General features: G+C 59.2%; 34 protein-coding genes and 4 pseudogenes. 14 read left to right on the forward strand and 24 right to left on the reverse strand.

Going from position 1 to position 25,360, the window contains the following annotated elements; genetic code table 11:
* Positions 1–29: 29 nt before the first annotated feature.
* Positions 30–899 carry an SUMF1/EgtB/PvdO family nonheme iron enzyme gene (locus NKI72_RS01340; protein WP_352473138.1) on the forward strand — a complete coding sequence of 290 codons (870 nt, stop codon included), beginning with the start codon at positions 30–32 and terminating at the stop codon, positions 897–899.
* A 66-nt stretch (positions 900–965) separates the two neighbouring features.
* Here NKI72_RS01340 and NKI72_RS01345 read toward each other — a convergent pair whose 3' ends face one another.
* The 3 genes from NKI72_RS01345 to NKI72_RS01355 all read right to left on the reverse strand — a co-directional run bounded on the left by NKI72_RS01345 (position 966) and on the right by NKI72_RS01355 (position 3,361).
* A complete protein-coding gene (locus NKI72_RS01345; protein WP_352849823.1) occupies positions 966–1,463 on the reverse strand; it encodes a cytochrome b in 498 nt (165 codons plus the stop codon).
* 182 nt (positions 1,464–1,645) lie between these two features.
* The gene (locus NKI72_RS01350) at positions 1,646–2,827 is read right to left on the reverse strand and encodes an NnrS family protein (RefSeq protein WP_352849824.1); all 1,182 of its coding nucleotides are present in this window, start codon (positions 2,825–2,827) and stop codon (positions 1,646–1,648) included.
* Positions 2,828–2,923: 96 nt separating this feature from the next.
* Complete coding sequence (locus NKI72_RS01355) at positions 2,924–3,361, reverse strand: pseudoazurin (protein WP_352473134.1); 438 nt, start codon at positions 3,359–3,361, stop codon at positions 2,924–2,926.
* A 152-nt stretch (positions 3,362–3,513) separates the two neighbouring features.
* Between NKI72_RS01355 and NKI72_RS01360 the strand changes: the two genes are divergently transcribed.
* A complete protein-coding gene (locus NKI72_RS01360) occupies positions 3,514–4,215 on the forward strand; it encodes a Crp/Fnr family transcriptional regulator (protein ID WP_352503667.1) in 702 nt (233 codons plus the stop codon).
* 3 nt (positions 4,216–4,218) lie between these two features.
* Here NKI72_RS01360 and NKI72_RS01365 read toward each other — a convergent pair whose 3' ends face one another.
* The 5 genes from NKI72_RS01365 to NKI72_RS01385 all read right to left on the reverse strand — a co-directional run bounded on the left by NKI72_RS01365 (position 4,219) and on the right by NKI72_RS01385 (position 7,000).
* A complete protein-coding gene (locus tag NKI72_RS01365) occupies positions 4,219–4,752 on the reverse strand; it encodes a DUF1858 domain-containing protein (RefSeq protein ID WP_352473132.1) in 534 nt (177 codons plus the stop codon).
* 183 nt (positions 4,753–4,935) lie between these two features.
* Entirely contained in the window at positions 4,936–5,205 is a 270-nt protein-coding gene (locus NKI72_RS01370; RefSeq protein ID WP_352473131.1) for a DUF6455 family protein, read from the reverse strand.
* A 73-nt stretch (positions 5,206–5,278) separates the two neighbouring features.
* Complete coding sequence (locus NKI72_RS01375) at positions 5,279–5,788, reverse strand: group III truncated hemoglobin (protein ID WP_352503665.1); 510 nt, start codon at positions 5,786–5,788, stop codon at positions 5,279–5,281.
* A 46-nt stretch (positions 5,789–5,834) separates the two neighbouring features.
* Entirely contained in the window at positions 5,835–5,975 is a 141-nt protein-coding gene (locus NKI72_RS01380; RefSeq protein WP_196807113.1) for a hypothetical protein, read from the reverse strand.
* Between the two features lie 221 nt (positions 5,976–6,196).
* Entirely contained in the window at positions 6,197–7,000 is an 804-nt protein-coding gene (locus NKI72_RS01385; protein WP_352832188.1) for a putative universal stress family protein, read from the reverse strand.
* 176 nt (positions 7,001–7,176) lie between these two features.
* Here NKI72_RS01385 and NKI72_RS01390 point away from each other — a divergent pair, with 176 nt between their 5' ends.
* Entirely contained in the window at positions 7,177–8,733 is a 1,557-nt protein-coding gene (locus NKI72_RS01390) for a PAS domain S-box protein (RefSeq protein WP_352473126.1), read from the forward strand.
* Positions 8,720–9,334 carry a response regulator FixJ gene (gene fixJ / locus NKI72_RS01395; RefSeq protein WP_352832185.1) on the forward strand — a complete coding sequence of 205 codons (615 nt, stop codon included), beginning with the start codon at positions 8,720–8,722 and terminating at the stop codon, positions 9,332–9,334. Before NKI72_RS01390 ends, fixJ begins: the two co-directional genes overlap by 14 nt.
* A 1-nt stretch (position 9,335) precedes the next feature.
* Here fixJ and NKI72_RS01400 read toward each other — a convergent pair whose 3' ends face one another.
* Positions 9,336–9,650, reverse strand: a complete 315-nt coding sequence (locus NKI72_RS01400) for a hypothetical protein (protein ID WP_352832182.1) — start codon at positions 9,648–9,650, stop codon at positions 9,336–9,338.
* 87 nt (positions 9,651–9,737) lie between these two features.
* Between NKI72_RS01400 and NKI72_RS01405 the strand changes: the two genes are divergently transcribed.
* Entirely contained in the window at positions 9,738–10,184 is a 447-nt protein-coding gene (locus NKI72_RS01405; protein ID WP_352473121.1) for a pyridoxamine 5'-phosphate oxidase family protein, read from the forward strand.
* A 144-nt stretch (positions 10,185–10,328) separates the two neighbouring features.
* Positions 10,329–10,976, forward strand: a complete 648-nt coding sequence (locus NKI72_RS01410) for a helix-turn-helix domain-containing protein (protein WP_352849825.1) — start codon at positions 10,329–10,331, stop codon at positions 10,974–10,976.
* A gap of 334 nt (positions 10,977–11,310) precedes the next feature.
* Here the strand turns inward: NKI72_RS01410 and NKI72_RS01415 are convergent.
* A pseudogene (locus NKI72_RS01415) lies at positions 11,311–11,457 on the reverse strand (IS110 family transposase); the annotation flags it as partial.
* Positions 11,458–11,575: 118 nt separating this feature from the next.
* Here NKI72_RS01415 and NKI72_RS01420 point away from each other — a divergent pair.
* Both NKI72_RS01420 and NKI72_RS01425 read left to right on the forward strand, forming a co-directional pair.
* Positions 11,576–12,181 carry a hypothetical protein gene (locus NKI72_RS01420; protein ID WP_352503664.1) on the forward strand — a complete coding sequence of 202 codons (606 nt, stop codon included), beginning with the start codon at positions 11,576–11,578 and terminating at the stop codon, positions 12,179–12,181.
* Between the two features lie 103 nt (positions 12,182–12,284).
* On the forward strand, positions 12,285–13,241 hold the full coding sequence (locus NKI72_RS01425) for an SMP-30/gluconolactonase/LRE family protein (protein WP_352473117.1): 957 nt from the start codon (positions 12,285–12,287) through the stop codon (positions 13,239–13,241).
* A gap of 84 nt (positions 13,242–13,325) precedes the next feature.
* On the opposite strand, the pseudogene NKI72_RS01430 reads toward NKI72_RS01425, so the two are convergent.
* The 5 genes and pseudogenes from NKI72_RS01430 to NKI72_RS01450 all read right to left on the reverse strand — a co-directional run.
* Positions 13,326–13,580 (reverse strand): annotated as a pseudogene (locus NKI72_RS01430) (diguanylate cyclase); the annotation flags it as partial.
* A gap of 867 nt (positions 13,581–14,447) precedes the next feature.
* Complete coding sequence (locus tag NKI72_RS01435) at positions 14,448–14,684, reverse strand: DUF982 domain-containing protein (protein ID WP_352503662.1); 237 nt, start codon at positions 14,682–14,684, stop codon at positions 14,448–14,450.
* A gap of 227 nt (positions 14,685–14,911) precedes the next feature.
* Entirely contained in the window at positions 14,912–15,160 is a 249-nt protein-coding gene (locus NKI72_RS01440) for a DUF982 domain-containing protein (RefSeq protein WP_352832179.1), read from the reverse strand.
* 181 nt (positions 15,161–15,341) lie between these two features.
* Entirely contained in the window at positions 15,342–15,560 is a 219-nt protein-coding gene (locus tag NKI72_RS01445; protein WP_352473112.1) for a hypothetical protein, read from the reverse strand.
* A gap of 120 nt (positions 15,561–15,680) precedes the next feature.
* Positions 15,681–15,962, reverse strand: coding sequence for an ATP-dependent DNA ligase (locus NKI72_RS01450; protein WP_352473111.1), 282 nt, complete (start codon positions 15,960–15,962; stop codon positions 15,681–15,683).
* A gap of 192 nt (positions 15,963–16,154) precedes the next feature.
* Between NKI72_RS01450 and NKI72_RS01455 the strand changes: the two genes are divergently transcribed.
* The 3 genes and pseudogenes from NKI72_RS01455 to NKI72_RS01465 all read left to right on the forward strand — a co-directional run bounded on the left by NKI72_RS01455 (position 16,155) and on the right by NKI72_RS01465 (position 17,882).
* Positions 16,155–16,466, forward strand: a complete 312-nt coding sequence (locus tag NKI72_RS01455; protein WP_352473110.1) for a hypothetical protein — start codon at positions 16,155–16,157, stop codon at positions 16,464–16,466.
* 642 nt (positions 16,467–17,108) lie between these two features.
* Positions 17,109–17,371, forward strand: a pseudogene (locus NKI72_RS01460) (hypothetical protein).
* A gap of 256 nt (positions 17,372–17,627) precedes the next feature.
* Positions 17,628–17,882: a DUF982 domain-containing protein gene (locus tag NKI72_RS01465; RefSeq protein ID WP_352473196.1), complete on the forward strand. Its 255-nt coding sequence runs from the start codon at positions 17,628–17,630 to the stop codon at positions 17,880–17,882.
* Between the two features lie 349 nt (positions 17,883–18,231).
* On the opposite strand, the gene NKI72_RS01470 is transcribed toward NKI72_RS01465, so the two are convergent.
* The 9 genes and pseudogenes from NKI72_RS01470 to NKI72_RS01510 form a co-directional block, all read right to left on the reverse strand.
* Complete coding sequence (locus NKI72_RS01470; protein WP_352849877.1) at positions 18,232–18,687, reverse strand: Ros/MucR family transcriptional regulator; 456 nt, start codon at positions 18,685–18,687, stop codon at positions 18,232–18,234.
* A gap of 168 nt (positions 18,688–18,855) precedes the next feature.
* A pseudogene (locus NKI72_RS01475) lies at positions 18,856–19,064 on the reverse strand (hypothetical protein); the annotation flags it as partial.
* Positions 19,065–19,097: 33 nt separating this feature from the next.
* Positions 19,098–19,238, reverse strand: coding sequence for a DUF982 domain-containing protein (locus NKI72_RS01480; RefSeq protein WP_352503916.1), 141 nt, complete (start codon positions 19,236–19,238; stop codon positions 19,098–19,100).
* Positions 19,239–20,292: 1,054 nt separating this feature from the next.
* Positions 20,293–20,475 (reverse strand): DUF982 domain-containing protein, encoded by a 183-nt coding sequence (locus NKI72_RS01485; RefSeq protein WP_352472932.1) that lies wholly within the window; start codon positions 20,473–20,475, stop codon positions 20,293–20,295.
* Entirely contained in the window at positions 20,462–20,785 is a 324-nt protein-coding gene (locus tag NKI72_RS01490) for a hypothetical protein (protein ID WP_352772472.1), read from the reverse strand. Before NKI72_RS01490 ends, NKI72_RS01485 begins: the two co-directional genes overlap by 14 nt.
* Complete coding sequence (locus tag NKI72_RS01495; protein WP_352472933.1) at positions 20,760–21,017, reverse strand: hypothetical protein; 258 nt, start codon at positions 21,015–21,017, stop codon at positions 20,760–20,762. The genes NKI72_RS01490 and NKI72_RS01495 overlap by 26 nt, the downstream gene beginning before the upstream one ends.
* A 490-nt stretch (positions 21,018–21,507) precedes the next feature.
* Positions 21,508–21,795 (reverse strand): DUF982 domain-containing protein, encoded by a 288-nt coding sequence (locus tag NKI72_RS01500; protein ID WP_352472934.1) that lies wholly within the window; start codon positions 21,793–21,795, stop codon positions 21,508–21,510.
* A gap of 6 nt (positions 21,796–21,801) precedes the next feature.
* Positions 21,802–22,035, reverse strand: a complete 234-nt coding sequence (locus NKI72_RS01505) for a hypothetical protein (protein ID WP_352772477.1) — start codon at positions 22,033–22,035, stop codon at positions 21,802–21,804.
* Positions 22,036–22,104: 69 nt separating this feature from the next.
* Positions 22,105–22,365: a hypothetical protein gene (locus NKI72_RS01510; RefSeq protein WP_352472936.1), complete on the reverse strand. Its 261-nt coding sequence runs from the start codon at positions 22,363–22,365 to the stop codon at positions 22,105–22,107.
* Positions 22,366–22,567: 202 nt separating this feature from the next.
* On the opposite strand from NKI72_RS01510, the gene NKI72_RS01515 reads away from it, so the two are divergent.
* The 3 genes from NKI72_RS01515 to NKI72_RS01525 all read left to right on the forward strand — a co-directional run bounded on the left by NKI72_RS01515 (position 22,568) and on the right by NKI72_RS01525 (position 25,327).
* A complete protein-coding gene (locus NKI72_RS01515; protein ID WP_352472937.1) occupies positions 22,568–22,720 on the forward strand; it encodes a DUF6894 family protein in 153 nt (50 codons plus the stop codon).
* Between the two features lie 136 nt (positions 22,721–22,856).
* The gene (locus NKI72_RS01520; RefSeq protein WP_352849826.1) at positions 22,857–24,071 is read left to right on the forward strand and encodes an ROK family transcriptional regulator; all 1,215 of its coding nucleotides are present in this window, start codon (positions 22,857–22,859) and stop codon (positions 24,069–24,071) included.
* Positions 24,068–25,327: a M20 family metallopeptidase gene (locus NKI72_RS01525; RefSeq protein ID WP_352849827.1), complete on the forward strand. Its 1,260-nt coding sequence runs from the start codon at positions 24,068–24,070 to the stop codon at positions 25,325–25,327. The genes NKI72_RS01520 and NKI72_RS01525 overlap by 4 nt, the downstream gene beginning before the upstream one ends.
* The last annotated feature ends 33 nt before the right edge of the window (positions 25,328–25,360 follow it).

Below are 25,360 nucleotides of genomic sequence, written 5' to 3' on the forward strand. Positions count from 1 at the left end.
GTGTCGCTGTCCGGGCAAGGACAACAGCCATGTCCCCTTACATCCTGAAATTTGTCGCGGTCGCCATGGCGGCCACTTCTGTGCCGGCGGCTCTGTCGATAAAGGCAGCCAGTTGGGACCGGCCGCCTCACGCCGTAGCTGTCACGACGACTTTGCTGTCCGGCTCCATCACCTATCCCATACCCGGCGAGTTCCTGAAGGACGGCCACCCGCAGGCCAATCCCCGCCTCAAACGCCAGCTCGACCAACCGCTCGAAATCATGACCTATCAGGTCAGCGCGGAAGACTATGCAGATTGCGTCGCTGAAGGCAGCTGCCAGCCGGCACAGGAGACGCGCACGATCCCCGCCACCGCTCCCGTGACCGGCGTCAGCTATCTCGATGCCAACGCATACGCCCGATGGTATTCGCAAGCGACCGGCGACCAATGGCGGCTGCCATCCGACGAGGAATGGGCATTTGCCGCGGCGGAGCGGTTCGCCGGCGAATTCGAGGGTGTCGAAAGCGACGCCAACAACCCGTCCAAACGCTGGCTGACCAGCTACAAGGCCGAGGTGGACCTCAATCGCAAGCCGGACCCGCTGCCCAAGAGCCGTGGCTCTTTTGGTGTGAATTCCTTGGGACTCGCCGACTTTTCCGGCAATGTCTGGGAGTGGACGTCGACGTGCTACGTCCGCACCACGCTGCATGCAGATGGCGGCAATGTCGAGAGTTCGGTCGACAATTGCGGCGTGCACGTCCTTGAAGGCCTTCACCGGGCCTACATGTCCAACTTCGTCAGCGACGGAAAAAGCGGCGGCTGTGCCGTCGGCAGGCCGCCCGACAATCTGGGGTTTAGGCTCGTCCGAGCCTCGCCAGGTTGGGCGAACAAAGTTCTCGCCCAGCTGGGTGCGATCTGACGGAAAGTCCCGTCAGAGTCTGGCAACGATCTGTCTGCCGGGGACGCCAGAATTCACAGGCCAGACCTATCGGCCGGGCGACAGCATCCGCTTGAGCGTGCCGTCACGAGGCCAGTACTGGTGAAACAGTGTCGCCAAGGCATGGACGGAAATCAGGACCATAAACACTGGCTTGTTGAGCGAATGGATGTCGCCCCATGGGTCGCCAACGTAGAAGGCAAGAAGCCCCACAAAGGGCGTTGCGAGCAAGAGCAGATAGAAAAGGCCGTGCGAGATCTGCGCGGCGATCTGCATCCAGCCAGTGCCGCCTTCCGCAGGCTTGGGAGTACCCGATACCAGGCGCATGACCAGCCGAGCGATCACGAGGACCAGGATCGAAATCCCGACCCAGTAATGGGCGGAGCCCAATGCCTGGTCGGCTGGGGAGACCGCGGTTCCCTCTTCAGCCGCGTCAACCACGGTTGTCATGCTCTCGCCGAAGAACAGCTGGAATAACACCAACGATGCTATGACCCAATGAAGCGCGATTTGATAAGTTGAATAGCCAAGTCTGGTTTCTGACATTTTGATTCCCCTGATTAAAACAGCCGCGCAGTCGCGATGCTGATTAACATGGGAACCTTGGCTCAAGTGGGCTCGAATCCTCCCGCAATTGTGGCCAAAAGCTTACAGAACAGATATGTAATACGCTGCGCGGCCATACGCGATTGCCCGCGTCCCTGCCATCCAATGCATGGGAGTGACCGTCAGGCGGCGTGGGCCCTTGGCGTCGTCAACGCCACACCGTAGGTCAAAAGAAAGCCGCCGAATGCCAGCGCCCAGGCAGCACCCGCCAGATGAATGATGGCGTCGTTCGGGACGAAAACGCCAAGGATGCGTGACAAGGCTGCGACCAGAATAGCTGTAAAGATAAAAGTTGCTGGTCGTCCAGCCCGCAATTGCCGGCCGGTATGTCCGAGCGTCGCTCGGGCCATTACGGCGAGCGTCATTGACCCGATCGCGCCGGCGCCCAACGTATGGAGCCCAGCTTCAGCCGGCACGATGCCAGGAAAAAAGATCGACGCTGACAACAGGGCAAGACCGAGCGGCACGAAGGCATAAGCCAGGTGAAGGATGAGCACCAGCGGATCGCGCGAGGTGCGCTCGCCAGCCCACCGCGACAGGCGCCAGGTCTGGCTGATTGCGGCTGTCGCAAGCAACAGTCCGGAGACGCTGTTGCTGGGAGCGAACGTCCATGCCGCCAGCGCGCTGACCGAGATGCCTATCGAGGCCATGTCCAACCGGCCGAAAGGCGCGGGGAGCCTGCCGGGATTTTCGCGCACGAGCCAATTGCGGGTGAAGCTGGGAATAATCCTCCCGCCGATGATCGAGATGAGCATTATAGCCGCAGCCATGCCGAGCCTTCGACTGACATCGGAGGCGCCTTGAATATGCGCCTCGATATGGAAGGCGCCATTTGCGCATGCCAGGACGGCAAGCGGCAGCAGAACCTTGAGATTGCGCCAGTTGCGCCCCGCGATGATTTCACGGGCCGCCACCGCGGCAACCGCAAGCAGAAAAGATCCATCGGTTACGGCTGCTGCCTGCCAGCCTATATCTGCCGAGAAGAAGACCGCGACGCGGCCGAGAGGCCATAAGACAACCAGCCACAGCAGCGGCAGCCCTTGTACGGGCAACCGGCCGGTCCAGTTGGGAATGGCGGTCAGCAGGAACCCGGTCACGATCGCCGGCAGATAACCGAACAGCATCTCGTGAATGTGCCAATCGACAGGAACAAATGCACTATGGGTATCGAGTTCCCCTGCATACATTGGGAGCCAGAGCACAATGGAGAGGCAGGCATAGAGCGGCCCGAGAAGGAAGAACGGCCTGAACCCATAGGAAAGAACGGCAGGCCCGGCATAGGCGCGCAGGCGTGGGATGCCCATGCTTCATATCTCCAAAAAAGAGGTCGGATAAACCGCGACCTCGTTTCCGGGCCAATGGCTGCTATGGGTCGAGCAGGTTTTCATGCGTGGGTTTGGTCAGTTCGCCGGCATCTGCGTGAACAGGTCGGCGAAAACCTTTGCAGCCTTGCCGGCATGCTTGACCGTCTTGGCGGCATCGAGATTGACCGGCTTGCCGACAACGATCAGCGCGACCATGCCCATACCGTAGTGCGGCGCGCACTTGACGCCGTAGACGCCTTCCTGGGTTAGGGTGAGGGTGATTTCCTCGCTGGGTTTTCCCTTGAAGGGTTCAGCGCCGTCCGGAATCATGCCTTTGATCGACTCGGCATCATGGGTCTTGTCGGTCGGCACGAACTTGACTGTGTCGCCGGGTGCAGCCTTGACGAAAGCCGGCTGGAAAACCATGGCACCTTTTTCGCCCTTGTTGAGCATTTGCACCACATGCTCTTCAGCACTTGCTGCCCCGCAGAGCGCGAGGATGGAGATTGCGGCAGCGAGGATGGAAATTCTCATCGATTTGTCCTTTGTTTCGAGGTCGCGGCCTTCGCCGTTCGATGCCACTTAGCCTGATGTGCCCCGGGGAGAATTTGCGCTGGCGCAAACTCGGGATAAGAAAGGATCTCCCGCACGGTTGATGCGGAACACTCGGTCGTGGGGAAATCCGCTTGGCTGCGCTGGACCGATCGCTGATATCGCAGCTGCCCCTCTTCCAGGGCTTGACGCCCGACGAGCAGAGCGAGATTCTGCAAGGCGCCCGGTCGTCCCGCTATGCCAAGGAGACGGCGATCTTCGAGCAGGAAGCCGAGGCCCACTCGTTCTTCGTTCTACTGGCCGGGCACATACGCGTCGTCCGCACGACGCCGGACGGACAGCAGGTGATCGCCAGGTACATCAGTGCAGGCGAGATTTTTGGAGTTGCCGCGGCACTTGGCCGAACGACCTACCCCGCCACCGCCGTAGCAGCGGTGGACTGCGTGGTGCTGGCGTGGCCGAACGCTCTTTGGCCTGACCTTGCGCGACGGTTTCCGGTTTTTGGCGCCGCCACCTACAGGACGGTCGGAAACAGGCTGCAGGAGACGCAGACGCGGGTGGTGGAGATGTCCACGGAACAGGTGGAACAGCGGGTCGCGCACGCGCTGTTGCGGCTGGCAAACCAGACCGGCCGAAAGACCGACAGCGGCATCGAGATCGCCTTCCCGATTTCACGACAGGACATTGCCGAAATGACGGGAACGACGCTGCACACGGTCAGCCGTCTGCTCAGCAAGTGGGAAGAGAACGGAATAATTGTCAGCGGGCGCCAAAGAGTCACGGTCAAGGATGCGCATCGCCTGGTAGTTCTAGCCGAGAACCGGCAAAAGGACTGACCGTCACCCTCCACCCCGAACAGCCAATTCCAAATCGACGAGGAAACGAGTCTCGTTGACCCGATGCTCGCGGCATGCGTCGGTCACGGTATGAAAAGGCCCAATGGGGCAGCCCGTGCATAGCATCTTGCGGCCAAGAACCACAGCCACCGTTGCCGGCCATTGTCTCATGATCTCGTCAATGGTCATGTCGGGTCTGATCGAACCGGATGTCTTCACGGTCGCGCCTCCACGGTTGCGAAGCGTCTTCATAGATCTCACTGGGTCCGCGATCGTTGCGCTTTCGCAACCTGAGGAAAGGTCTGCAAAATCAGAGATCTGCAGGACGGATTCTCTCAACGTTGACGTTGCCGGTCCACGTCCTCGCGAATGGACGGCCGGTTGAAGAGGTGATGACCGAAAACGTGCGCGCGCCACGTCGCGGTCCGGAAATCTGGTCGCGATAGACTTCAAGGCAGTGATCGCCTGCGGGCGCAGCCCCCCATACAGCAGCAAAAGAACCGCCATGCTGGTGCCCAGCGTGAGGATTGCAGCCATGGCCCCAGAACATTGTGGTTGTTCCAATAAGGGTGGAGCCCTACTCGATCGCACCACGGGCGCACTCTGACGCTCAACCGGCTGATAGGTCACGTTGGATCGACAATGAGCAACGTCAAACTGCGGTCAGGGCGCCGACAGAATGCCTGAAATTGACCCGCTGCGTTCCGAGTGTTGGAGCCGTTACCCTTCGCCAGATACGTGTTGCAATTGTGCAATCAGGTCGCGGTTGCGGCAATAGTCCGGAGGCTCGTTGGCATTTTCGTGTTGATCGAGCCACGTCATGCATTCGCCCTGGTGGCCGCAGGCGCGGCAGCGATTCACCGCTCGATTGATCACGGCTCCATGATCCGCCACGACTTTCAATCGTCTGTCGACGCCTAGCTTTTGCATCATGCGACCCATCAAGGCCGTCCTGGCGTCGACCGAAATCAGGTACTCGAGAAAACTCATGGCATTTGCTCCTAGCGTGGCGATCATTGCGCGGCCAGCAGCCCGTGACATTGATCTCGATCAACGGGCGGCTTCAGAGGCTGTCTTCGAGGATCGGTTCGACCTGGATTGTGTCTTCGCCCCTGTTGAATGCGACAGCAAGGCAAAAGCTGTGAGCGATGCGCAACGACCGTGCGATGAAAATTGCTGCAACTTCGGGCGGGCAAACGCGCTCTACGACGGCGCGAAAGAGGGAAAGCCAACGCCGGAAGTGCATCTCGCCAAGGCCGGGAACAGCCAGATGCGGCGGCAATGGCCGACCAGCGTAGCGGGAAGTCCGCAGGAGCGTGGCAGACCAGAAATCGCACATCTTCGCCAAATGCGACGGCCACGCATCCGCGGCTATGGCGTTATTGAATACGGGCCCCAGCAGGACGTCGTGGCGGATTTCCTCATAGAAGCCGTGGACGACCCTCTGGATCATCTCCTCGTCAAGAACCGTTGACAGCGGGACGCCGTCGATGACGGTTGTGGTCTTACTTTGTTGCTTCCCGCTCATGCATACCTGTTGCGACCTAGATCGACGCTTGGCATCGGCAGCCATGTCAATTTCCACAGTGTCATAGGGGTGAACTGCAGACTTGCCTTTTCTACACGAAAGCCATCACGGCGATCCCGCCTATGACAATCAGAGCGAGCCCGGCGATCAGCATGGGCAGCAAGGAATTGCCTTCTTTTGCGCCACTTGCTGCTTCCGTGCTGAACACAAGGCTTGGCCACTCTTCGATCACGTCTTGCCTCTGAGACTCTCGTTTCATGTCGATGTCATTTCCCCTTGCAAGCACGACCTCCCCGCCGCGCCGATCGCTGCACTGCAGCGGGCATCGCCGAAAAGGCCCGACCGTTGCCAAGAAAGTATCGATGCTGAGACATAAGTTCTTTGCGTTAGCGCAAATTGGCGGCTGCGATGCTTACAGCGCGCCCCACTTTTCGCTACCGAGGCGCCAGATGGTCAATTCGACATGAAACGATTGATTCCGCTTTCTTCGATCAGCGTGCGCGTGACGCCGCCGAACGCCCATTCCCGCAATCGGCTATGGCCATAGGCGCCAGACACGATCAGGTCTGCACCGGTGGAGCGCGTGAATGACAGCAAATTGTCGCCGTCAGCCTCGCCGGCGATCAGTTCGGTTCGCGGCATGATACCGTGATGTTCCAGAAAGACCGCGACATCAGCGAGACTGTTACGAACGTCACGATCAGTATCGATCGTGGCAACGATAACCTCATTGGCCTTGGCCAAAAGAGGCAATGCATCGGTCAGAGCTCGCCGAGCCTCACGGGTGTCTTTCCAAGCGACCAAGATAGTTTTTGCAAGGTTGCGGTCGACGTTGTTTGCAACAGCAAGGACAGGTCGCCCCGCGCCGAGCACCAGGCTGCCAATATCCACGGCACGAAACACATTGTCTCCTGCCTCGCGGGTAACGATGAGGTCGGCCGCTCGGGCGGAAACGCTGAGGAAGCGGGTCGGACTGCAGACCGCCTGTCCCCATTCGCTTGTAATCGAAGCCGGAACCAATTTCTCAAATTCGGCTCGCAATGCTGCAAGCCGCTTTTCAATCTCAGTGCGCTGGATCTGCATGATCTCACCTTCGTAAACCATACCATCGCCTGTTGCGACCAGTGGAGGAACATCAGCTGCTGCCAGGCCGACAAGATGGGCTCCAAACCGTTCTGCAAGCTCGGCTGCCGCCTCCACTATGGGTGCAGGGGATGCATCAACGGCCAGGTTCACGATAATTGACTTGTACGACATCAGAGGCGCCTTTCGCTGAAGCGATGGAATGGACGATCAATCGCATTCGCGAGCGTCCGATGCCTTGATGCGCATCAAAGGGCTCCGCATCCGAAAAACTTCGGCCTCGCTCCATTTTGCGTGTGGGGCTCAATGATAGTAGCCTTGTTCGTGGCGTGTCGAACCCGAGAATCTCAGTGAGCCAAGACGAAGCGCTTATTTTGTCGGCCGGGGGGACGATTCTGAAGTCGGTCCTGTCACAAATGTTCGAGCAGGCTCCGGGCTTCATGGCTCTCATGCGTGAACCGGATCATGTCTTTGAACTGACGAATGCCGCCTATCAACGGCTGATCGGCGACAGGCGAGTGATTGGGAAATCGGTGCGTGAAGCCCTTCCCGAACTCGAGGGCCAAGCGTTCTTGGAACAGCTGGACCATGTGCACAGGACCGGCGAGCCGTATAGGGGCCAAGGCATGAAGGTCGGCCTTCGGAACAACCACGACGGGCCAATTGAAGAACGCATCCTCGATTTCGTCTATCAGCCCATCAAGGCCGACGATGGACGCATCACCGCCATTTTTGTCGAAGGCACTGATGTCAGCGAGCTTTCCTTTGCAAATGCAGCCCTTCTGTTGCGCGAGGACCATTTGCGTTCGATCCTGGCGACAGTGCCCGATGCTATGGTTGTCATCGACGAACGAGGCAGCATCCAATCGTTCAGCACCGCTGCTGAAACGCTGTTCGGCTACCAGGCAAGTGAAGTCATCGGGCGAAACGTCAATGTGCTGATGCCCTCACCCTATCGCGACGAGCATGACGCCTATCTGCTTCGCTATCTGACGACCGGGGAGCGCCGGATCATCGGGCTCGGCCGCACCGTCACTGGGATGCGCGAGGACGGCTCGACCTTTCCGATGGAGCTTTCCGTCGGCGAGATGCATGCCGGAACCGGGCGCTTTTTTACCGGCTTTTGCCGAGACCTGACCGAGCGCCACCGGGCGCAAGCGAGAATACAGGAACAGCAACTGGAGCTGCTCCACATGGCGCGGTTTACCGCGCTGGGTGAAATGGCTTCGACCCTTGCCCACGAGATAAACCAGCCACTCACGGCGATCACAAACTACCTCAAAGGCAGCCGCCGGCTTCTTGAGACGAGTACGGAAGAGAGCGCACCGATGCTGAGGGAGGCTGTCGAGAAAGCAGCTGAGCAAGCTTTGCGGGCCGGAGAGGTCATTCGCCATCTTCGCGACTTCGTCGCCAGGGGCGAGAGCGAGCGTCAGGTCGAACGCTTGCCGGCGCTCATCGAGGAAGCCTCCTCTCTGGCTTTGGTCGGCGCACGGGAAATAGACGTGCGCGTCAGCTACAAGGTTGATCCGGCAGCCGAACTGGTTTTGACCGACCGCATCCAGATTCAGCAGGTGCTGCTGAATCTGATGCGCAACGCTGTAGAAGCCATGCAAGGCGCGCCGCGCCGCGAGTTGAAAGTCACAACTGTCGCCCGGGATGATGGGATGGCGGAGGTGAGCGTGATCGATACCGGCCCCGGCCTCGCGCCGGAGGTTTCGGCACAACTTTTCCAGCCATTTGTCACCACCAAGAAGCAGGGCATGGGTGTCGGCCTCTCGATTTGCCGTACCATCGTCGAGTCGCATGGCGGTCATATCTGGACCGAGCCGATGCCGGCTGGAGGAACCGCTTTCCGGTTCACGTTACGCATGGTGGAGAAAGAAGAGGTCACAAATGGCCGGCAGTGATCTGGTGCATGTGGTCGACGACGACGTCGACGTTCGCAAGTCTCTCGGTTTTCTTCTGGGGACGGCAGATTTTGCCGTGCGGCTGCACGAGTCGGCGACAGCTTTTCTGGCTGCCGCGACTGGCGATCTCGACGGGTGCATCGTCACCGACGTGCGCATGCCCGGCATTGACGGCATCGAATTCCTGCGGCAGCTCCGAACGCGCGGACATACGCTTCCGGTCATTGTCATGACGGGCCATGCCGATGTGGCGCTCGCCGTTCAGGCGATGAAGGAGGGGGCGACCGATTTCATCGAAAAACCTTCCGACGACGATATCCTGATAAGTGCGATCCGCTCCGCATTGGATAATCGTAATCACGCAAATACAGCACACCCACAATCCGCGGAAATCCTTGGTCGTCTGTCAACTTTGTCAGAGCGAGAGCGGCAGGTGCTGGATGGGCTTGTATCAGGTCTGCCGAACAAGACCATCGCCTATGATCTCGGGATCAGTCCACGTACGGTCGAAATCCACCGTGCCAATGTCATGAGCAAGATGAGCGCGAGCAGCCTGTCGCACCTCGTACGCATGGCATTGATCGTTGAATCCAAGCCGTAGGCTAGGGATGGTCGCCAAAGGGATTGCCGTCGAGTGCCGGCATATTGTGAGACTCCCAGTCGCGCCAGTGGGTCGGGCGGATGTCGACCCATGTGCCAGTTAAGGCGTTCGTCCAACCTTCCCGCTCCTTCATGCAGGGAAACACGAGCGCATGCTCGCCATCCTCGTCGAAGACGGCGAGTTTGAGGTTGCGCCCAAACGGAGCGGTGAGGATTGGTTTCCACATCTCCTCATGATCCCAGAAGCGCCTGACTGCGCCTTGATCTGAATCATTTTCCGCAATTGCCAAATGCGCGAATGTGCGCTTTGCCGACATGAGCTCGAAAGCACCAGGATGGTCATGATTCAAAGCGGCAAGGCAACCAACCCTTGGGATGGCCGCGAGAAATAGGAGACTGCATCGATGCTGATCCGCACACTTTCTCCCTTGGAATGTACGAGATTGCTGACGGCCAACCGTGTCGGCCGGCTCGCATGCGCAAAGAATGGGCAGCCCTACGTCGTGCCCCTGTACTACGCGCATGCGGACAATCACCTCTATGCATTTTCCATGCCGGGCAAGAAGATCGAATGGATGCAAGCCAATCCGCTTGTATCCGTCCAGGTCGACGAGCGCGGCCAAGGGCGAGGATGGCGAAGTGTTGTTGTCGATGGCCGCTATGAGGAACTGCCGGACCGGGACGGCCACAAGCTCGAGCGTGACCATGCATGGTCAGTGCTGAGCAAGCACTCCGACTGGTGGGAGCCTGGAGCGCTCAAGCCGGTTATGCCCCCTGTGTCGGACAGCACGCCGCATGTGTTTTTTCGCATCCTCGTCGAGCAGGTGTCGGGCCGCGAGGCAAGTGAATAGCAGAACGACCGCCTCGATCACCGAAAGGGACGGCTGGGCCGGCCCAAGCAGTGGTATAGGTACTTCCCCGTAGGGACATAACCGAATTTCGTGACACAAGGATTCGCGCGATTGCTGTGACACGGATCAACCGGGAAAACAGCCATGCACGCTTACACAACCTCCCAAATCGCAGCGCGGTCGCGGTCGCCCCAGCCGAGCCCGCGGGAGGCACTCCAACTCGCGCTGCTGCAGCCGCTCAGCTTCTTTCCCGCCGGTGCGGAAGTCTATGCCCAGGGCGAAAAGGCCGGGGCCTTCTATCAGGTCGAGTTTGGCGCTGTGCGCATCTACCGCCTGCTTGCTGACGGGCGCCGGCAGATAAGTGCCTTTCATCTGGCTGGAGAGACATTCGGCTTCGAAGGCGGCACAACGCATCATTTCTTCGCAGAAGCGATCAATGCCACCGGCATCCGCGTCTTCCGTTTTGCCGCCGGAGCTGACGTGTCGCAGCTGCTGCTGCCATTGGCGCTCAAAGGCCTGACACGGGCGCAGGGGCACCTGCTGGTCCTAGGTCGCCAGAACGCCATTGAACGCGTCGCCGCGTTCCTGGTTGATATGGCCGAACGGCAAGGGGGATTGCCGCAGGTCGAATTGCCGATGTCGCGCATGGATATCGGCGACTACCTCGGCCTTACCATCGAGACGGTCTCGCGGGTTTTCACCAGGCTGAAGGAGAAAGGCGTCATCCGCTTGGCTAGCCTGCGCTGCGTGGAAATCGTCAAGCACGACGCGCTTCAGAATATGAGTGAGTGAATGGCAACATGCTCCGGCCAAGCCGGAATGCAGCCTCCCCCCTCGGCATCAGAGGTAGTCGGCCGAGGCGGTCCAATTTGCTGAAGCCGCAAGCATGACTTCGTGAGCCTCACTCGTCGGTCCAGTCCAACGTATTCACACCGATGGCCTGTGATCGACAGCCGGCTGCTGGCGGATATGGCTGCGATCCTCCTCGTGGGACCGGCGGCTGGCATTGGCAATGGGCGCACTGAGAGACCGAACGGCGGCCCAATGTTATTCTCTTTGTCCCTTCCATCAGCAAAAGCCGCGTTCAGTAGCAGCTTTCCGAATTGATGCAGGCTTGGCGGAATCAGCCGGTGCGCACGATGTGGACGATGCCTTGAGCATCCGCCTTGTCGGTCTTGTTGCGCTGTGCCGACATCGCGGCGCGCACACGCACATTCTCCAGGCGGACAGCTGGCAGGCCGAGTTTCTTGGGCTCCGGGTGCAGCCATGCTGACCGAGTTGGCAAAGCGGGACAGGGCAGCGTAGCGAGGAGAGCTGCCGCGACACCTTGCCTCGCTGTTCATCTGCCCTCGTATGCGAGGTGGCTATTTTGAAGGCCAGAAGTTTTGCAGATGGACGAGACTACGCCGACGGTGGTTGAGCTCGATGATGAAGAGGAAGAGGGCGACAGTCCCTTCAACGCCTATCGGTTCGCCGCATCGGAGTACTCCAAGGGTATCATCCAAGAAGACATCGGGCTGCTCCTAAACAGCGAGACCCATTTCGGGCTCAGGACGAACAAGCGCCGCGATCGGGATCAGCAAACGTTCGACCTGTCCGTTGACGCCGTGCTGTCGGACGTCATGCACCATCATCTCGCCGAGCATCTTGGCGACATCTATGTAACGCGCTCCAACCGTGTTCTCGGCACAAAGAGCCGCTATCGGCCACGCGCGTACAGCAAGATTTTTGAAGCCAAAGATGGCTCAGCAGATCGATGCGCCGGTGGAAGGGGCTGCAAGGGCGACGGTCATCCGGCCCGGTCCCCGGCTTGTGATCGAATGGCTGAGCATGGGGTCGGAATCGAGTACCTCGACGAACACCCGCACGGCGAGACCATTGTCCTGAAGCGCGTCAAGGATCGCGAGGACTGCTGGGACGAGGGCGGATCAGAGGAGTATGACGATACGCCAGACACGGAGCGGCACCGGGCTGAGCCAGTGTTGCCGAAGGCTTGAGTAAGCGCGATAATGATTTTTACGCCGAACAACCGGTGGACGTCGTCAATTATCATTGGCGCCACTGGGTTGGAACGCCGGTTTATTGGGAGGAAATCACAAAATGGCAAAACTGCTGGCCGGCAAGGCCGCTGATGACTTTCGGTTTTTGACCAACATCCAGCTCATGAAAGCACTCGGCCGCACTTTTGTACTTGTCATCATTATGTTCCTTGCAAGCAAGTCCACTATTGCAGCGGAGTCGCCCATCGTGGCGCCTGGCGCAAAGCTAGAAAAGTTGGCCGAAGGTTATGGATTCACCGAAGGCCCGGCGGCGGATGTTGATGGCAACGTGTTCTTCACCGACGACCCGAACGATCGGATCGTTAAGTGGAGCGCGGTAGACGGGAAATTCTCCGACTGGCTCAAGCCAGCGGGACGCGCGAATGGAACTTACTTCGACAAGGTCGGCAATCTCATCGCCGTTGCCCCCGATAAGGGCGAACTGTGGTCCATTGCGCCCGACAAGAAGGTTACGGTGCTGGTGACGAACTTCGACGGCAAGCTCTTCAACGGCCCGAATGACCTGTGGATTCGTCCGGACGGCGGTATCTATTTTACCGACCCTGATTTCTATTCATCTCGAGACTCCAGCACGCGGGTAGACGGCCAACACGTCTACTTCGTGACGCCCGACCGCAAGACCGTCAGGCGTGTCACGACCGACCTGAAGAAACCCAACGGCATCATTGGCACGCCCGACGGCAAGTTGCTTTACGTGGCGGACTACGGCGCGAGTAGGACTTACGCCTACGATATCCAGCCCGATGGCGAGCTCACGAACAAACGCCTCTTCTGCAAGCTAGGTTCTGACGGCATGACGATCGATTCGAAAGGCAACGTCTATCTCACCCAGATTGGCGTGGCTGTATTCGATCAAACGGGAAACAAGATCGAACAAATCGACGTACCAGAGACGACGACAAACGTGACCTTTGGTGGCAAAGATAACGATCTGCTCTTTATCACTGCGACCGGAAGTGTTTACGGCCTCAAGATGCGGGTTAAGGGCGCGCATTAGGAGCTCGTCCAGATAATCTTAGCGGGGATTTGGCTGCGAGGCGCAACATTGTTTTGGGTGCGTGGCCACAATGGCGCAATGGCGACCCATCTTGCCCCGCCGCGACTGTATAGAAATCAGCCAGGCATCGAAATCGCCTGCGCGAATGACCGTTCCTCTGCCAGTCTCAAATTGCGGCGCATAAGATCGGACCAAAGCGGCGTCTCCTGGGCGTCGAGGAAGAAAGCTGAACGAAAAGGCTTGATTTGCGTAGCGCAGACGATCGAAGCCGTCGTACGCCGCAGCCAATACCGGCGTGCTGTCGTAGAGATGCAGAAGCTTCTCAAAAATCTCGTCCATGCCGTTTCTGACCGGACCAGGCTTAAGAGTAAATTACACCGAAGTGTCGGCACTGCCCGTACTCAGCAGCCGCTCAGCGCAGTGACCCTCACGCAGAGAAGCCCGCCACCTTGCGAGTGACGGGCCGGCCGCGAGGCCAGGAGAGTGTGGTCAAAGCCTCACGGCCGATTCGACGCTCCCGTTAACGCCGCACTCTCCTCAGCGGCGCGCTATCAGCATGCAAAGCTGACGCAGATCACTGTCATACGTCCCTTCGCTGCTGAGCACGTCGGCGCAGCGCTTCTTCATGCGAATCAGCTGGCTGCTGGACAGCTGAGCAACAACGCTCGGCGGGGTGCCCGGCACCCCTGGCGTTCCGGGTGTTCCTGGCCTTCCGGGAGTGCCAGGGGTGCCGGGAACGGTCCCGCCACCAACGCCGACACCGACGCCCACGCCGACGCCACCCGTGCCTCCCACATTGACGCCTGCGTCCGCTGTAACGCCGACCGCGCCACCTACATTTGCGCCGGCGCCGGCGGTGACACCACTCCTGCCGCCGATATTAGCGCCGGCACCGGCGCTAATGCCCCTGCTGCCGCCTATGTTAGCACCAGCGCCGGCATTCACTCCGCTTTCCTCGGCGGCACCCTCGACATGGCTAACCCCGTACCGGATGCCAGGTCTGTCGGTCCTGACGTAGACGGAGGGTTGAACCAATGGAGAGCCATACAGGAAATTTAGAGCGGCACAGGCCTGCCGACCAACGCAGGTTATACGGAACGATGTAGGCCCTCGCGGGTTTAGAACTTGCAGCGGTCGGTTCTTCTCTTGGATGTGCAGCCGCTGTTGGGCGTCCGTCGTTTTTCTCATGGGCGACGGGCCTCCTGGTTAGAACAGTCCGCTGGTTGCCATTGGGGGGAGTAACGTCCCCTCCTCTTTTGCAGCAGCCAGGAACGCCTTAGCAGCCATTTGAGGTGACACGTTATCGGCCAGTGCGGCCGTGCAGATTCGTACCGCAAGGTCCCACCGAGGACCCCGGTTAGTCCACTTCATGAGTTCCTCGGCCGCACCTTCGACGTGGCTGATCCCGACGCGGACACTTGGGTGGTCGGACCTGACGTACACAGGAGGGGAGAACGAATGGCGAGACCTAGAGGAAACTTAAAGCGGAACCAGCCTGCCGATCAACCCAGGTTGTAGGGGAACGATGTAGGCCCCTCGCGGGTTTAGAGGTGGCAGCGGATTCTTCGTGATGTGCAGCCGCTGTAGGGGGGTCCGTCGCCTCTCCCTCAGCGGCGGCGGGCTCCTTTCGCCAAGGCGGTGCTGGCCAGAGAACCTTCACCGCATCCAAGTTAGCTAGTTGGGGGGAGTAATATCCCCTCCTCTTTTGCAGCAGCCAGGAATGCCTTACGAGCCTCCTCAGGTTCCATCTCGTCGAATATCACGGCCATGCAAACGCGCACCGCGAGGTCCCAGCAAGGGCCACGCCTGGTCCACTTCATCAGCTCCTCGCCGGCTGCCTCGGCGTTGTTGACGTTGCGGATGATCCCGGGACGCTCGGTCTTGACGGGGACCGGAGGGTTGAACCAGTGGAGGGCCATGCGGTCACTCCTTGTCGACCTTATCAAGTTCCTCCAGCAAATACCTTTGCTCAGCCAGTTCCCGTTCTACAGGCAGATTTAGCAGCTTGCGAAGGTAATTGCGGATTACCTCTAACTGTTGAAAATGGCGCAGGACGGCGCGCTTTGTTGCGATGCCACAGTGACTGGAGTTGGCTGACAGCTACTCGCGACCGTCGAAAGCCACGTAGAGGCCCATGGCCGTTGCTGCCTCGACTATCGCCTCGGTTAATTCTTCGTCGGAGGCCACCAAATAAGGCGCAGCCTCCCGAGCTTCGCGCAGCGCCACTTTGATCGAGACCGTGTCGCCAAGGTCCGCCCTGTTGAGGAGTACGTTGATTGCTTGCTCTAGAAGTGGACCTACCCTTTGCGCGACGCTCATCCAGCCCTCCCCAGGCACACGCCGAAGTGGACTCTACTCCCTGCCTGAGCGACATCAAGGCCATGTACGAGTCGTACAAATTGGCACGGTGCTAGGCCGCAACAGTCAGGAACGTTTGGTTCAGAAATTGGTCCGGGTGATCGGATAATTGGGTCGCGCGAAGAACTCCGGACGCCCCGTGGTGCCAAACACTGTTGCTTCGCCGTCGATGATTGCCCGCTTTGCGTTCAATTCAGCCGCAGCCCGGACGATTGGGCTGTATCTGTCAGTCCAGTCGAAGCCGTTTCGTGTGCAGGTCTGCACCTTACCCCGTTGGATGATCAACTGCGTGCGATACCCATCATATTTGATGTCGTGAAACCACCCTTGGCCCTTGGGCGGCTTCTCGACCAGGGTGGGCATTTGGAACTCAATACATGACAGCCGACCAACGCCAGGCTCGGTGAGCATGCGCCCGCACTCCACACAGTATGATTTTAATCAATATCGCTGGTTCGAATCGGTTCCGAAACAAGGTGCACGCTGGCGGCGTTGGCATTTTCCACATATTAGCAATCCCTTGACTGCCGTCAAAGCCGCTCCAGAATCATGGGCATGGCTTGGGAAGTTGCGGACATCAATATCGGCGATGAGGTGGCGATCACCGTGACGGTGCTGAAGCTGCTGGACGACGGAAGAGCTAGTGTCAGCATCCCGTCCTATGGTTTTCCGCATTCAGTCCCTGCTCCTAAAAGATCCAAACCAGGTGACGAGCTACAGCTGACCGGCGAGGTCACGCGCGTCGACGAGGAAAATCGAAAGGTGACGGTGAAAGCTGGCGGGCTAATCACCGTGGATGCCGACACGATCACCGACTGGACGCCTGTTCGCCGCAAAAAGATGTCACGTAGAGATGGGGCGGATTAGCGAACGCAGATCAAAGCATGGATGCCGATGATAATCCGCAAGGCCTTGCCGCCCTGCTCTGGTGCGCATGGCATCGAGGACACCTGCCCGGCCGGCGTGCTGCCAATCGAGGAAGCTGCCTTGCCCAGCTGGCGCACTGTACGAAAATTACCAACTTCGTTAGCCGGGAACAAGCACTCTACATCAAACGTTTTTGCGAGACTGAACTCTCCTCCTCCGGCCTAGCTGTAGCGGCCCGCTGCTCTGTACGGGCAGCGGGCCTGAGGGGTCGCACATGCCGCAGCGCCTGCGTACCAATCGCACCTGCCTTAGTCCTCATGATTTAGCTATTTGCCAGCGCGTTTTCGATCGAATTTGCGCAGACGAACACCTCGACCCTTTAAGCCAACAGGGCGAAATCCTGGCGGAAACGGTAGTGGCGACTTTTCGAAATGCTCACACTGACGAGAGCGAACTGCTGAAGGCAGTCAGGTCTCGTCGCCGAAATTGAGCAGCAAATTTCACCCGGCAACCCGCTCCACAGTGTAGATAGTGTTCCGCGACCTGACGAGTGCCACGCGCACAGGCTCCTTAAAACGGTGCCCTTGCACGCACACCGCCCGAGTCTCGAACGCGACTCAATCCTCGTGATAGGTTCCCGCCATGTCTGATCATATTCTGCCCGGTCAAAAGGAGCCCAAGCTAATCTCGTCGTGGCGTTCGATCGAGGCGAGGACGGCGAACTGTTTCCCGCCTTTGGTCCGGCCGATCAGCAAAGCGAGGAACGCGCCATTCGCACCGGTCAGGCGCTCGCAGGGAAGCACGTTGGCGTAATAGCATGGAGCCGCGACGCCGACCCGGCCGTTGGCGACTACGGTCCGCCGACCGTGCTATTCACCAGCGGCGACGTGCCGGATATGGAGTAAATTCAGCCCGAGATTCCATTTCGCGGTGTTCGGCGAACTCCCCTTCACTGGGTATTTGTGGATCATTTATTGGGTAACGCCGCTCTTGGCGATGCGCTCCTCGAAAGTCGGGGCCAAGCCCGACATGCTGAAGCACTGGGCAGCGTCCATCGCGGCGGCAGCTTCTGGCCAAGCGCATGCCTTCTGCCACTTGCCGACGTTTGATGTGGCGCAAAGGATCTGCAGAAGCTAACATAGCTTGTTCTTGGAGGCTGTCGTGCGTACGAGACGTTTCAGAAAGCCCGTCGTCGTTCAACCCGGCCGGATCGATCGCGACAGAGTTGTTGCGTCCGTATCCGACGCGGCCGAAGTTCTGCTGAGGGATTGGCCGAGGCCGGCGGGCAAGTCGCGGCTCGCCGCAATCGAAGCATGCCTTGCCGTAATCCGTGGAGAAAAACCACCAAGGATAGCGCGCCAGGCGTTCATCGCTGCTGCCAAGGAGGCCAGGATATTGCTCGCGGAAGAAATTTAGGCTTACCCAGCACCCGTATGGGCATGCCCTTGAAGCACGGAGCGCTGCTGGATTCAGTGGCTTTGTTGCTTGTGGCATCGGCAGAGCGCGACCTATCGATGTAGTGCGATTTTATCGATACGATTCGATTCTGTGTCGATGGCGACGATGTATCGGCTCGACTTGTCGATCGCACATTGATCGACCTCTCCTGCCCCGTCAGGATACAAGGACGTGAAGCGCAAGCCGTGCTGAAGCTTGTCTTGTCGCGTGAGCGGCGCTTACTGAACCGCGAAGCCAGGCAGCTCATTCCCAGCCAGGCCACCTAGACCATCTAGACCTGATGGCATGGCCCGAACGTCGTGCACTGTCAGGCTTTGGCCTTGCGCTTTGCTGGTGCTTTTTTTGGCGGCGTTTTGTCAACCGCCTTGCGGCCGAGACCGGCAGCTTTGGCAAGCGCAGACCGCTGAGCCGCATAGCTGGGGGCGACCATAGGATAGTCCCACGCCAAACCCCACTTGGCTCTGTACTCATCAGGTGTCATGCCAAGCAAGCCCAGGTGGCGCTTCATCGACTTGAACTTGCGCCCGTTCTCAAGGCTTATAATGTATTCGGGAAAGATCGACTTCTTAGGATTTACCGCGGGCATCAGTATTGGCGATGGTGCAGCGACCGGCTCAGCCAGGCCAGACAACGCAGAATTGACAATGGCGATCAAATTCGGCAGATCCGCCACGGGCGTTGCGTTGCTCTGGACATAGGCTGCGACGATATCTGCTGTCATCCCTAGCAGATCAGCCCTTCGCTGCCCAATTACTTCATCCATCAAATTCGTTCCCGTGTTGATCTCCGGCGTTCCTATTTGGAAAATTCGGCCTGCGCAATTGCAAACAACGATTATTTGACCGTAGATTACTCCAAGGCCGACTTTGCTGGTCATCCCCTGCGACATGGGTGTGTGCGGCCAATTTCCCTTCAGGTGTAGCACCCTCATTCACCCGAATGCGATCAGCAGATCGTTGGCATTATCTGGTCGCCGGCCTTGATCTGGACTTCGGCGATCGTCCTGTCGCGCTCGGCATGCAGCGCCGTTCCATCTCAAGCTTCGATCGAAAACAGCAGATCGCCGGCCTTCGCCGCTTGGACGGCAGCGACCGAGAGCGCCGAGACGACGCCAGGCATCGGCGCGCCGACACGCGAACACAGCCCAGGATGAGAACGTGTGTTCGGGAGATGTCAGGCGTTCAAGATTTTCGCTTCCTTGGTGGCGCTGAGAAATGCCACGCGGGCAATCTCCGGGGCCTTATCGCCGCCGAGCACCTTCATGCAGGCCATGGCTGCTGGGTGCGGCGCCCAGTTTCTCCAATGGGCAATCATAACGCATCAGGTCAGGCCGGCGTTTAGCCGCTTAACCAATCCATGGGTATAGAGGCTAAGATTATTCAGGGGCAATCGCTGAAAATTCAGAGATACTGGCCGGCAACGCAAAGTGGCTAACTGTTGCATTTTTGGGCGGGGGCAATTGCCCCGCTTGCCAGCCTACCTTTGTATGCAATTGCTAGCCTTTTTCCCACGGCTAGAGCGACCCGGCCCCCTATCTTTCGCCTGAGTTAAAGCTGAGGCAGCAACGCTTTTTTCTGCTTTCGTTGATTTGGGATTGCTAAGAATCTTGGACGCCGCGCTTGCGACGCCCGTGGTCGTGGTTTCGTTTTTTGCCATTTTTCTCCCCACCTAGTTGATGCGTGAGGACAATGATCCCGCATTTGCTCTGAGTCGATTCGGCGCTTCTTTCGCCTGCGGAGAAACTTTCATGCCCTCTGCTAGGCTTCACCAATCCGAAAGCCAGCTTCCTTCTTCAGCAGAAGGCCCCAAGCTAATTGTTGTCACCACCTTCGACCCGCGATGAGAACGGCGACTTCCACGCAGCCTATGGGCCAGCCGAGCAGCAGACCTAAGACCGAGCGATAAAGGACCGCCAAAGCTCTGGGGACGAAACATACCGTGACATTGCGGGGTCGCGTTGCGCTAACCCGGCGCTGGGCGAATACGGCGAGCCAACGACACTCTTTGGTTCGGGGCGACGTGCCCGACATGGAGTGACGATTAGGCCGGTATCCCAACGCTCCCCTGAAATTCTCCTCAGGGTGTAGTCGAGGGGCACAGGGACACAGGAGACCTAACCAGAGGAGCGTAACACCCCTCCTCCTTGGCAGCAGCCTCGAAAGCCTGACGGACCTCTTCCACACGGTCCTGAAGGGCTTCTACGCTTGCACAGCCTTCCTCCACTTAGGTCCCGTCTTGGTCCACTTCATAAGTTCCTCGGCGGCACCCTCGACATTGTCGCACCCGTAGGTGGCCCAACGTCGGTGTTGACGTACACCGGAGGGGAGAACCAATGGGTTGCCACGGGCGGAAATTAGAGGGGACTTCCTCAGTAACCAGCTTCCGGTCGCGAGTTTTGATAAACTTTCCAATCACCAGCTCTAATCAGAGGCGACCGTAACGTCCCCTCCACCTCGGCAGCAGCCAGGAATGCCTTACGAGCCTCCTCAGGTTCCCTCTCGTCGAATATCGCGGCCATACAAACGCGCACCGCGAGGTCACCAAGGGCCACGCTTCGTCCACTTCGTCAGCTCCTCGCCGGCCGTCTCGGCGTTGTTGACGTGGTGGATGATCCCGGGACGCTCGGTCTTGAGGACCGGAGGGGAGAACCAATGGGTTGTAGGGCGAGGAATTTCGTCGGCCGATTCTTGCTTCCGCAGCTCAAACTCTTCTGAAAGCTCCCGCGCCAGTGCGGCAAGCGTCGGTGTCAGAGTTGGTTCGCCCACAAACCTTAGGAGCCTGCGCAGCTTCCGGCAGTAGCCTTCCGAACTGATCATCCCCCGGAAGGCACGTCCCCTACGCAGCATGGCCATAAGGGTCACTGAAGGTTCCTTCTGGTTCGTCGAAGGCCATAGAAGCCCGCGCTGCCAAAGTGGTGGCGCTCCAATCAGCCTCGACCTGCTCTCGCCGCTCAAGCTCCTGCAACAATGCAGCAAGGGACGCCGGCAGTTTCTCGTCGACTTCGAGACCAAGCCTGTTGCGGAGCAGCTGACGATTATCTTCTGAGCTGATCAGCCGTTGAAAGGCTGTCGCTGCTGTTGGTCGTGCCGGCATAACGTCGTTCCCACATTCGGTCTGAAACACTTTCGTTGCGAAAGGGTTCCGGAGGGGATGCGAATAATTTGGTGGGTGCGCGCGCGAAGTTCCCCGCGCCCCTCTCGATCCCATAGACGGTTGAACCAATGGGTTGCCATGCGGCTATTCGCGAAGATCGAACCCGACAAACAGGCCAAAGGCTGGGGCAACATTGACAATAAGCTCCACCAGCTCGCAGTCAGTTTCCGCCAGATGTGGCCCATCTCGGCGCACTGCTGCGATAGTGTCTTTTATGGAGATGATTTGGCCGCGAGGGACTTGTAGGATTAGCTCGTGAACAAGGTGTTTGGCCGTCACCGTGTCGGGTCGACAGTCCGTGCAAACGTTCATACGAGGCCTCCCACCTCAGCGAGAACCCAAGCGGCCACTTAGGTCACCTCTCGAACAAATCAATGTTCGAATCGTACGAAATAAAGGACTGAATCTTTGGGAGAAACTTCTCCTCCTCCTATGGGGAGAGATACATCTTGGCTTCCTTGGCGGCAGCCTCGAAGGCCTTTCGTACCACCTGAGGGTCAATCGGATCGCCCTCTAGATCTGACAGGCAGAGGGTCACCGCCTTATGCCAGCGAGGTCCTCTGCGGGTCCACCTCTTGAGCTGCTCAAGGGCTGCCCTCGCATTGTCGCAGCCATGCCTGTCGCCGGTTTCAGTCTTCACGAACACCGGAGGGACGAACCAATGGGTTGCCATGAGGGGTAAGTAGGGCGGCACGAACCCGCCGACCATCCGAATCATGGTAGGTCATGCTCGGTCCCTTCTCGGCAGGGAGCGGGCAACAAACCGAAGGTGTTCATAGAGAACGGCCTCGTCGAACTCGCCGTCCGAGAAGAGTGCCATTGCGCTCACGCTCAGGCGCTCCGCCTGCTCGCTTCCTACTGGAATGCCTTGCTCGGCGCATACACGATCAAAGACCTGCTTCAACAGAATCAGGTCGCCAGGATAGGCAGTACCACTAGTTGAGCTGCTGCTGGTCATAGGCTGTCACCATTGGGGCGGACGCGCGGTGGGCTCTCCTGCCAGAGCCGAATGCCCAAACCCTAACCTTCAAGTCGCGCGACTCAGAGCAGTTGAAACTACAGCCGCTTCCGTTCCCGGCAGTTCGAACAGCATGGGCAGGTGGCGACACTCGGCTTCGTCCACGATCAGCTCCTCGATAGTCGCGATGGAAAGATGGCTTTTGAGGCGCAGCCGGACAACCGCCGCCAGTTTGTGAACGGGCACTGGCACCGCCCCCGTGTGATCGTCTAGCAAACTATTGATCTCAGCAACTACCTTTGGATCGACGGCGTGGGGCAATGGCAGCATGAGAGCGTTCCTTTCGGAAGTAACTCTAGGCGGATCAGGGCGATGAGTCTGGCCGCGTACGTTTTTAACCAAATGTCGCGGACATCATCGGAGGTCAGTCCACGGTCGTTAGCGGCTGCGTGCATTAGAGCGGCGGGGCGCCGGCTGCATAGCCAATCGTGAAGCAAGATGAACCTTTCCTGCGTTTATTGTGTTTGTAGGGATGCCTCGCTTTTTCTTCGACTTCACCGATACCGGGCAAGTCTTCCCCGACGTCAAAGGCACCGATCTGCCAGACCTCGAAGCTGCAAAACAAGAGGCGGTAAGAGCCTTGGTCGAAATCACCAAAGATAAGCTGCCGCAATTGGTGCGGTGACTATCTACCTCCTGCATGGCCCCGTGGCCTCGCATATGCGTCGGCGGCCCGCCGATGAAGAGCCTGAGCGGCCAGTTGACGGCCGTCGAAAATGACTATTAAGTTCGGTCATAGAACGAATTAATCGGAGCTGCTGTTGAACGACCTGCCGCGCATTTCTCGTCAGTTCTCCCAGCGCTCCGTCATGGAGGCGATCGTGCAAGGTGGGCCGATCTCGCGCGCTTCGATCGCAAAGCAGACCGGCTTGTCCAAGCAGACAATCTCCGAGATCGTCAGGACGCTCGAGCAGGAAGGCTGGGTGCAGGAGACAGGGCGCACGAGCGGACATGTCGGACGCACGGCTGTCACTTACGAACTCGTATTTGACGCGGCCTACATCGCGGCCGTCGACCTCGGCGGCGCCAAAGTCCGGGTCGCGCTCACCGATCTTGCCTGCCAGATATTCGCGGAGGAAACGGCGCCGACCGATCCTCGGGGCGGACAGTTCATCGTCGACCAGATCGTGGATCTAGCGCTTCAGGCGGCCGAGAGGCACCGAATCTCGCGCACAAAGATAAGGCTGGCGGTGATTGGTGTTCCCGGTGCACCCGACAAGAAGACGGGCCGCGTCCTGCTTGCCCCGAATATTGCCGGCTTTGGCACGATGAATGTCGTTCGCGCTTTCGAGCAGGCATTCGGGTTTCATGTGATGATCGAGAACGATGTCAATCTGGCGGTGCTCGGCGAGAACTGGCAGGGGTGCGGCCGCGGTATCGACAATCTCGCCTTCATAGCGCTGGGTACTGGTATCGGCAGCGGCCTCATGGTTGGAGGCAATCTGGTGCGGGGCGCCAGCAATGCAGCCGGCGAGATGGGCTTTTTGCCGATTGGCGCCGATCCTTTCGCGCCGACATCGTTGCGCGCCGGCGCTTTCGAGCGCGTGGTCGCAACCAACGCCATGGTTGAACGCTACGCAATGCTGACGGGCAACATCGTCAACGTGCCGACGATTTTCCACTGTGCATCGGCTGGAGACAGGCATGCCGCAACGGTACTCGACGAAACCGCGCGCTACCTCGCACAAGGCATTGTGGCCATAGCGGCAATTGCCAATCCGCAAAAGGTCGTCCTGGGCGGCTCGATCGGGTTGCGGCCGGAAATCCTGTTGCGCGTTAGGGACCTGCTGCCGCGCTGCTTCCCCTACCCTATCGCCGTTGAGGCCAGCGAACTCGGGTCGCGGGCAGCGCTCATCGGCGCTGCCGCGATCGGGCTCGGCCAGTTGCACAACACACTGTTCGGCGTCGACGCGCCCGACGGACGCATTTCGCTTCCCCCAGCCAGTTCGGCCGTGCTGCGCGAGGCCACGCTATGATTGTCTCAAAGGACATCACCACTCGCTTGCGCGCGGCCCTCGATTGCGACGCAGCGGTTGAGCTTCTGCAGGGGGCAATCGGCCGCGAAAGCATAACCGGTCACGAAGAAAACTTTGTCGCCTTCCTTGAAGACCGGATGCGCGTGCTTGGCTTGAGCGGAATTCGGCGCGCGGAATTCGCGCCCGGCCGGCCCAACGTCTGGGGTGAGCGCAAAGGTGCCGGCGCCGGCAAGCGGCTGCTCTTCATCGGCCATACCGATACGGTCCATGTCGACGGCTGGCGCGAGCACTGGGCTGGCACCGCCAAGCAGGATCCGTTTGCCGCGCCAATGATCGACGGGCAGATCTGGGGCCGCGGCGCCGGCGACCTCAAGGCCGGCATCTGCTCCGCGCTGTCGGCACTCTCTCTGCTCGACACAGCCGACATCCAACTGGCCAGCGACGTTGCCTTTGCCTTCGTCGGCGACGAGGAGAGCGGCCAGCCTGGAACCGGCGTCTCCGCCGGCATCAAGGACTTCGTCGACCGCATCGAGAGAGGCGAAGTCGTGGCGCCCGATTTCGTCGTCTATGTGGAGCCTACCCGCCTTTCGGTTTATCCGGCCCAAATTGGCTTCTTCATTACCGACATCACCATCACTGGACGATCAGCCTATTTCGGCGTACCCGAACTCGGCAAGGATGCCTTGCGAGCAAGCCACGCCGTCATGAGCGCGCTGTGGAAGCATTCGGAAGATGTTGCAACAAGAGCCGAGCACCCGCTGATTGGGCGTGGCTTCCTGCTGATCACCGGCCTTGCGGGCGGCGGCTACATCGCGGTGCCCGAACGCTGCACGTTGTCGCTGATCCGCAAGCTGTTACCCGGCGAGTCGCTGGACGAGGCCGCCGCCGAAATCGAGGCAGTGGTGCGCGGCGCCATCGCCGATCCTGAAATCATGTTGGCGTTCGCCTATCCGGCCGGTCGCGATCATCCGCTCGGGGGTAACGCCGCCGAGATTGCACCTGACAGGCCGGAGGTCGGCGCTCTTGCTGCCGCCATGGCCCGATCGATGGCTGGTCGCGGCGCCATCGAAGGCGCGCCATTCTGGTCAGAGTCATCATTTTTCACCAACCGGCTCGGCATCCCCGCCGTGTACTGCGCGCCAGGCGACATTCGCAACTGCCACACCTTCGACGAACACGTCGATGTCGAGGAATATCTGGCCGGCGTCGTAGGCTTCGCCCGGTTCATGGTGGAGTATTGCGGCGTTACGGAATGAAGGACAACTGAGAGCGAAAATGGGAGAAAGACC

This window comes from Mesorhizobium sp. M0437, assembly GCF_040321335.1.
Taxonomy (GTDB): Bacteria; Pseudomonadota; Alphaproteobacteria; order Rhizobiales; family Rhizobiaceae; genus Mesorhizobium.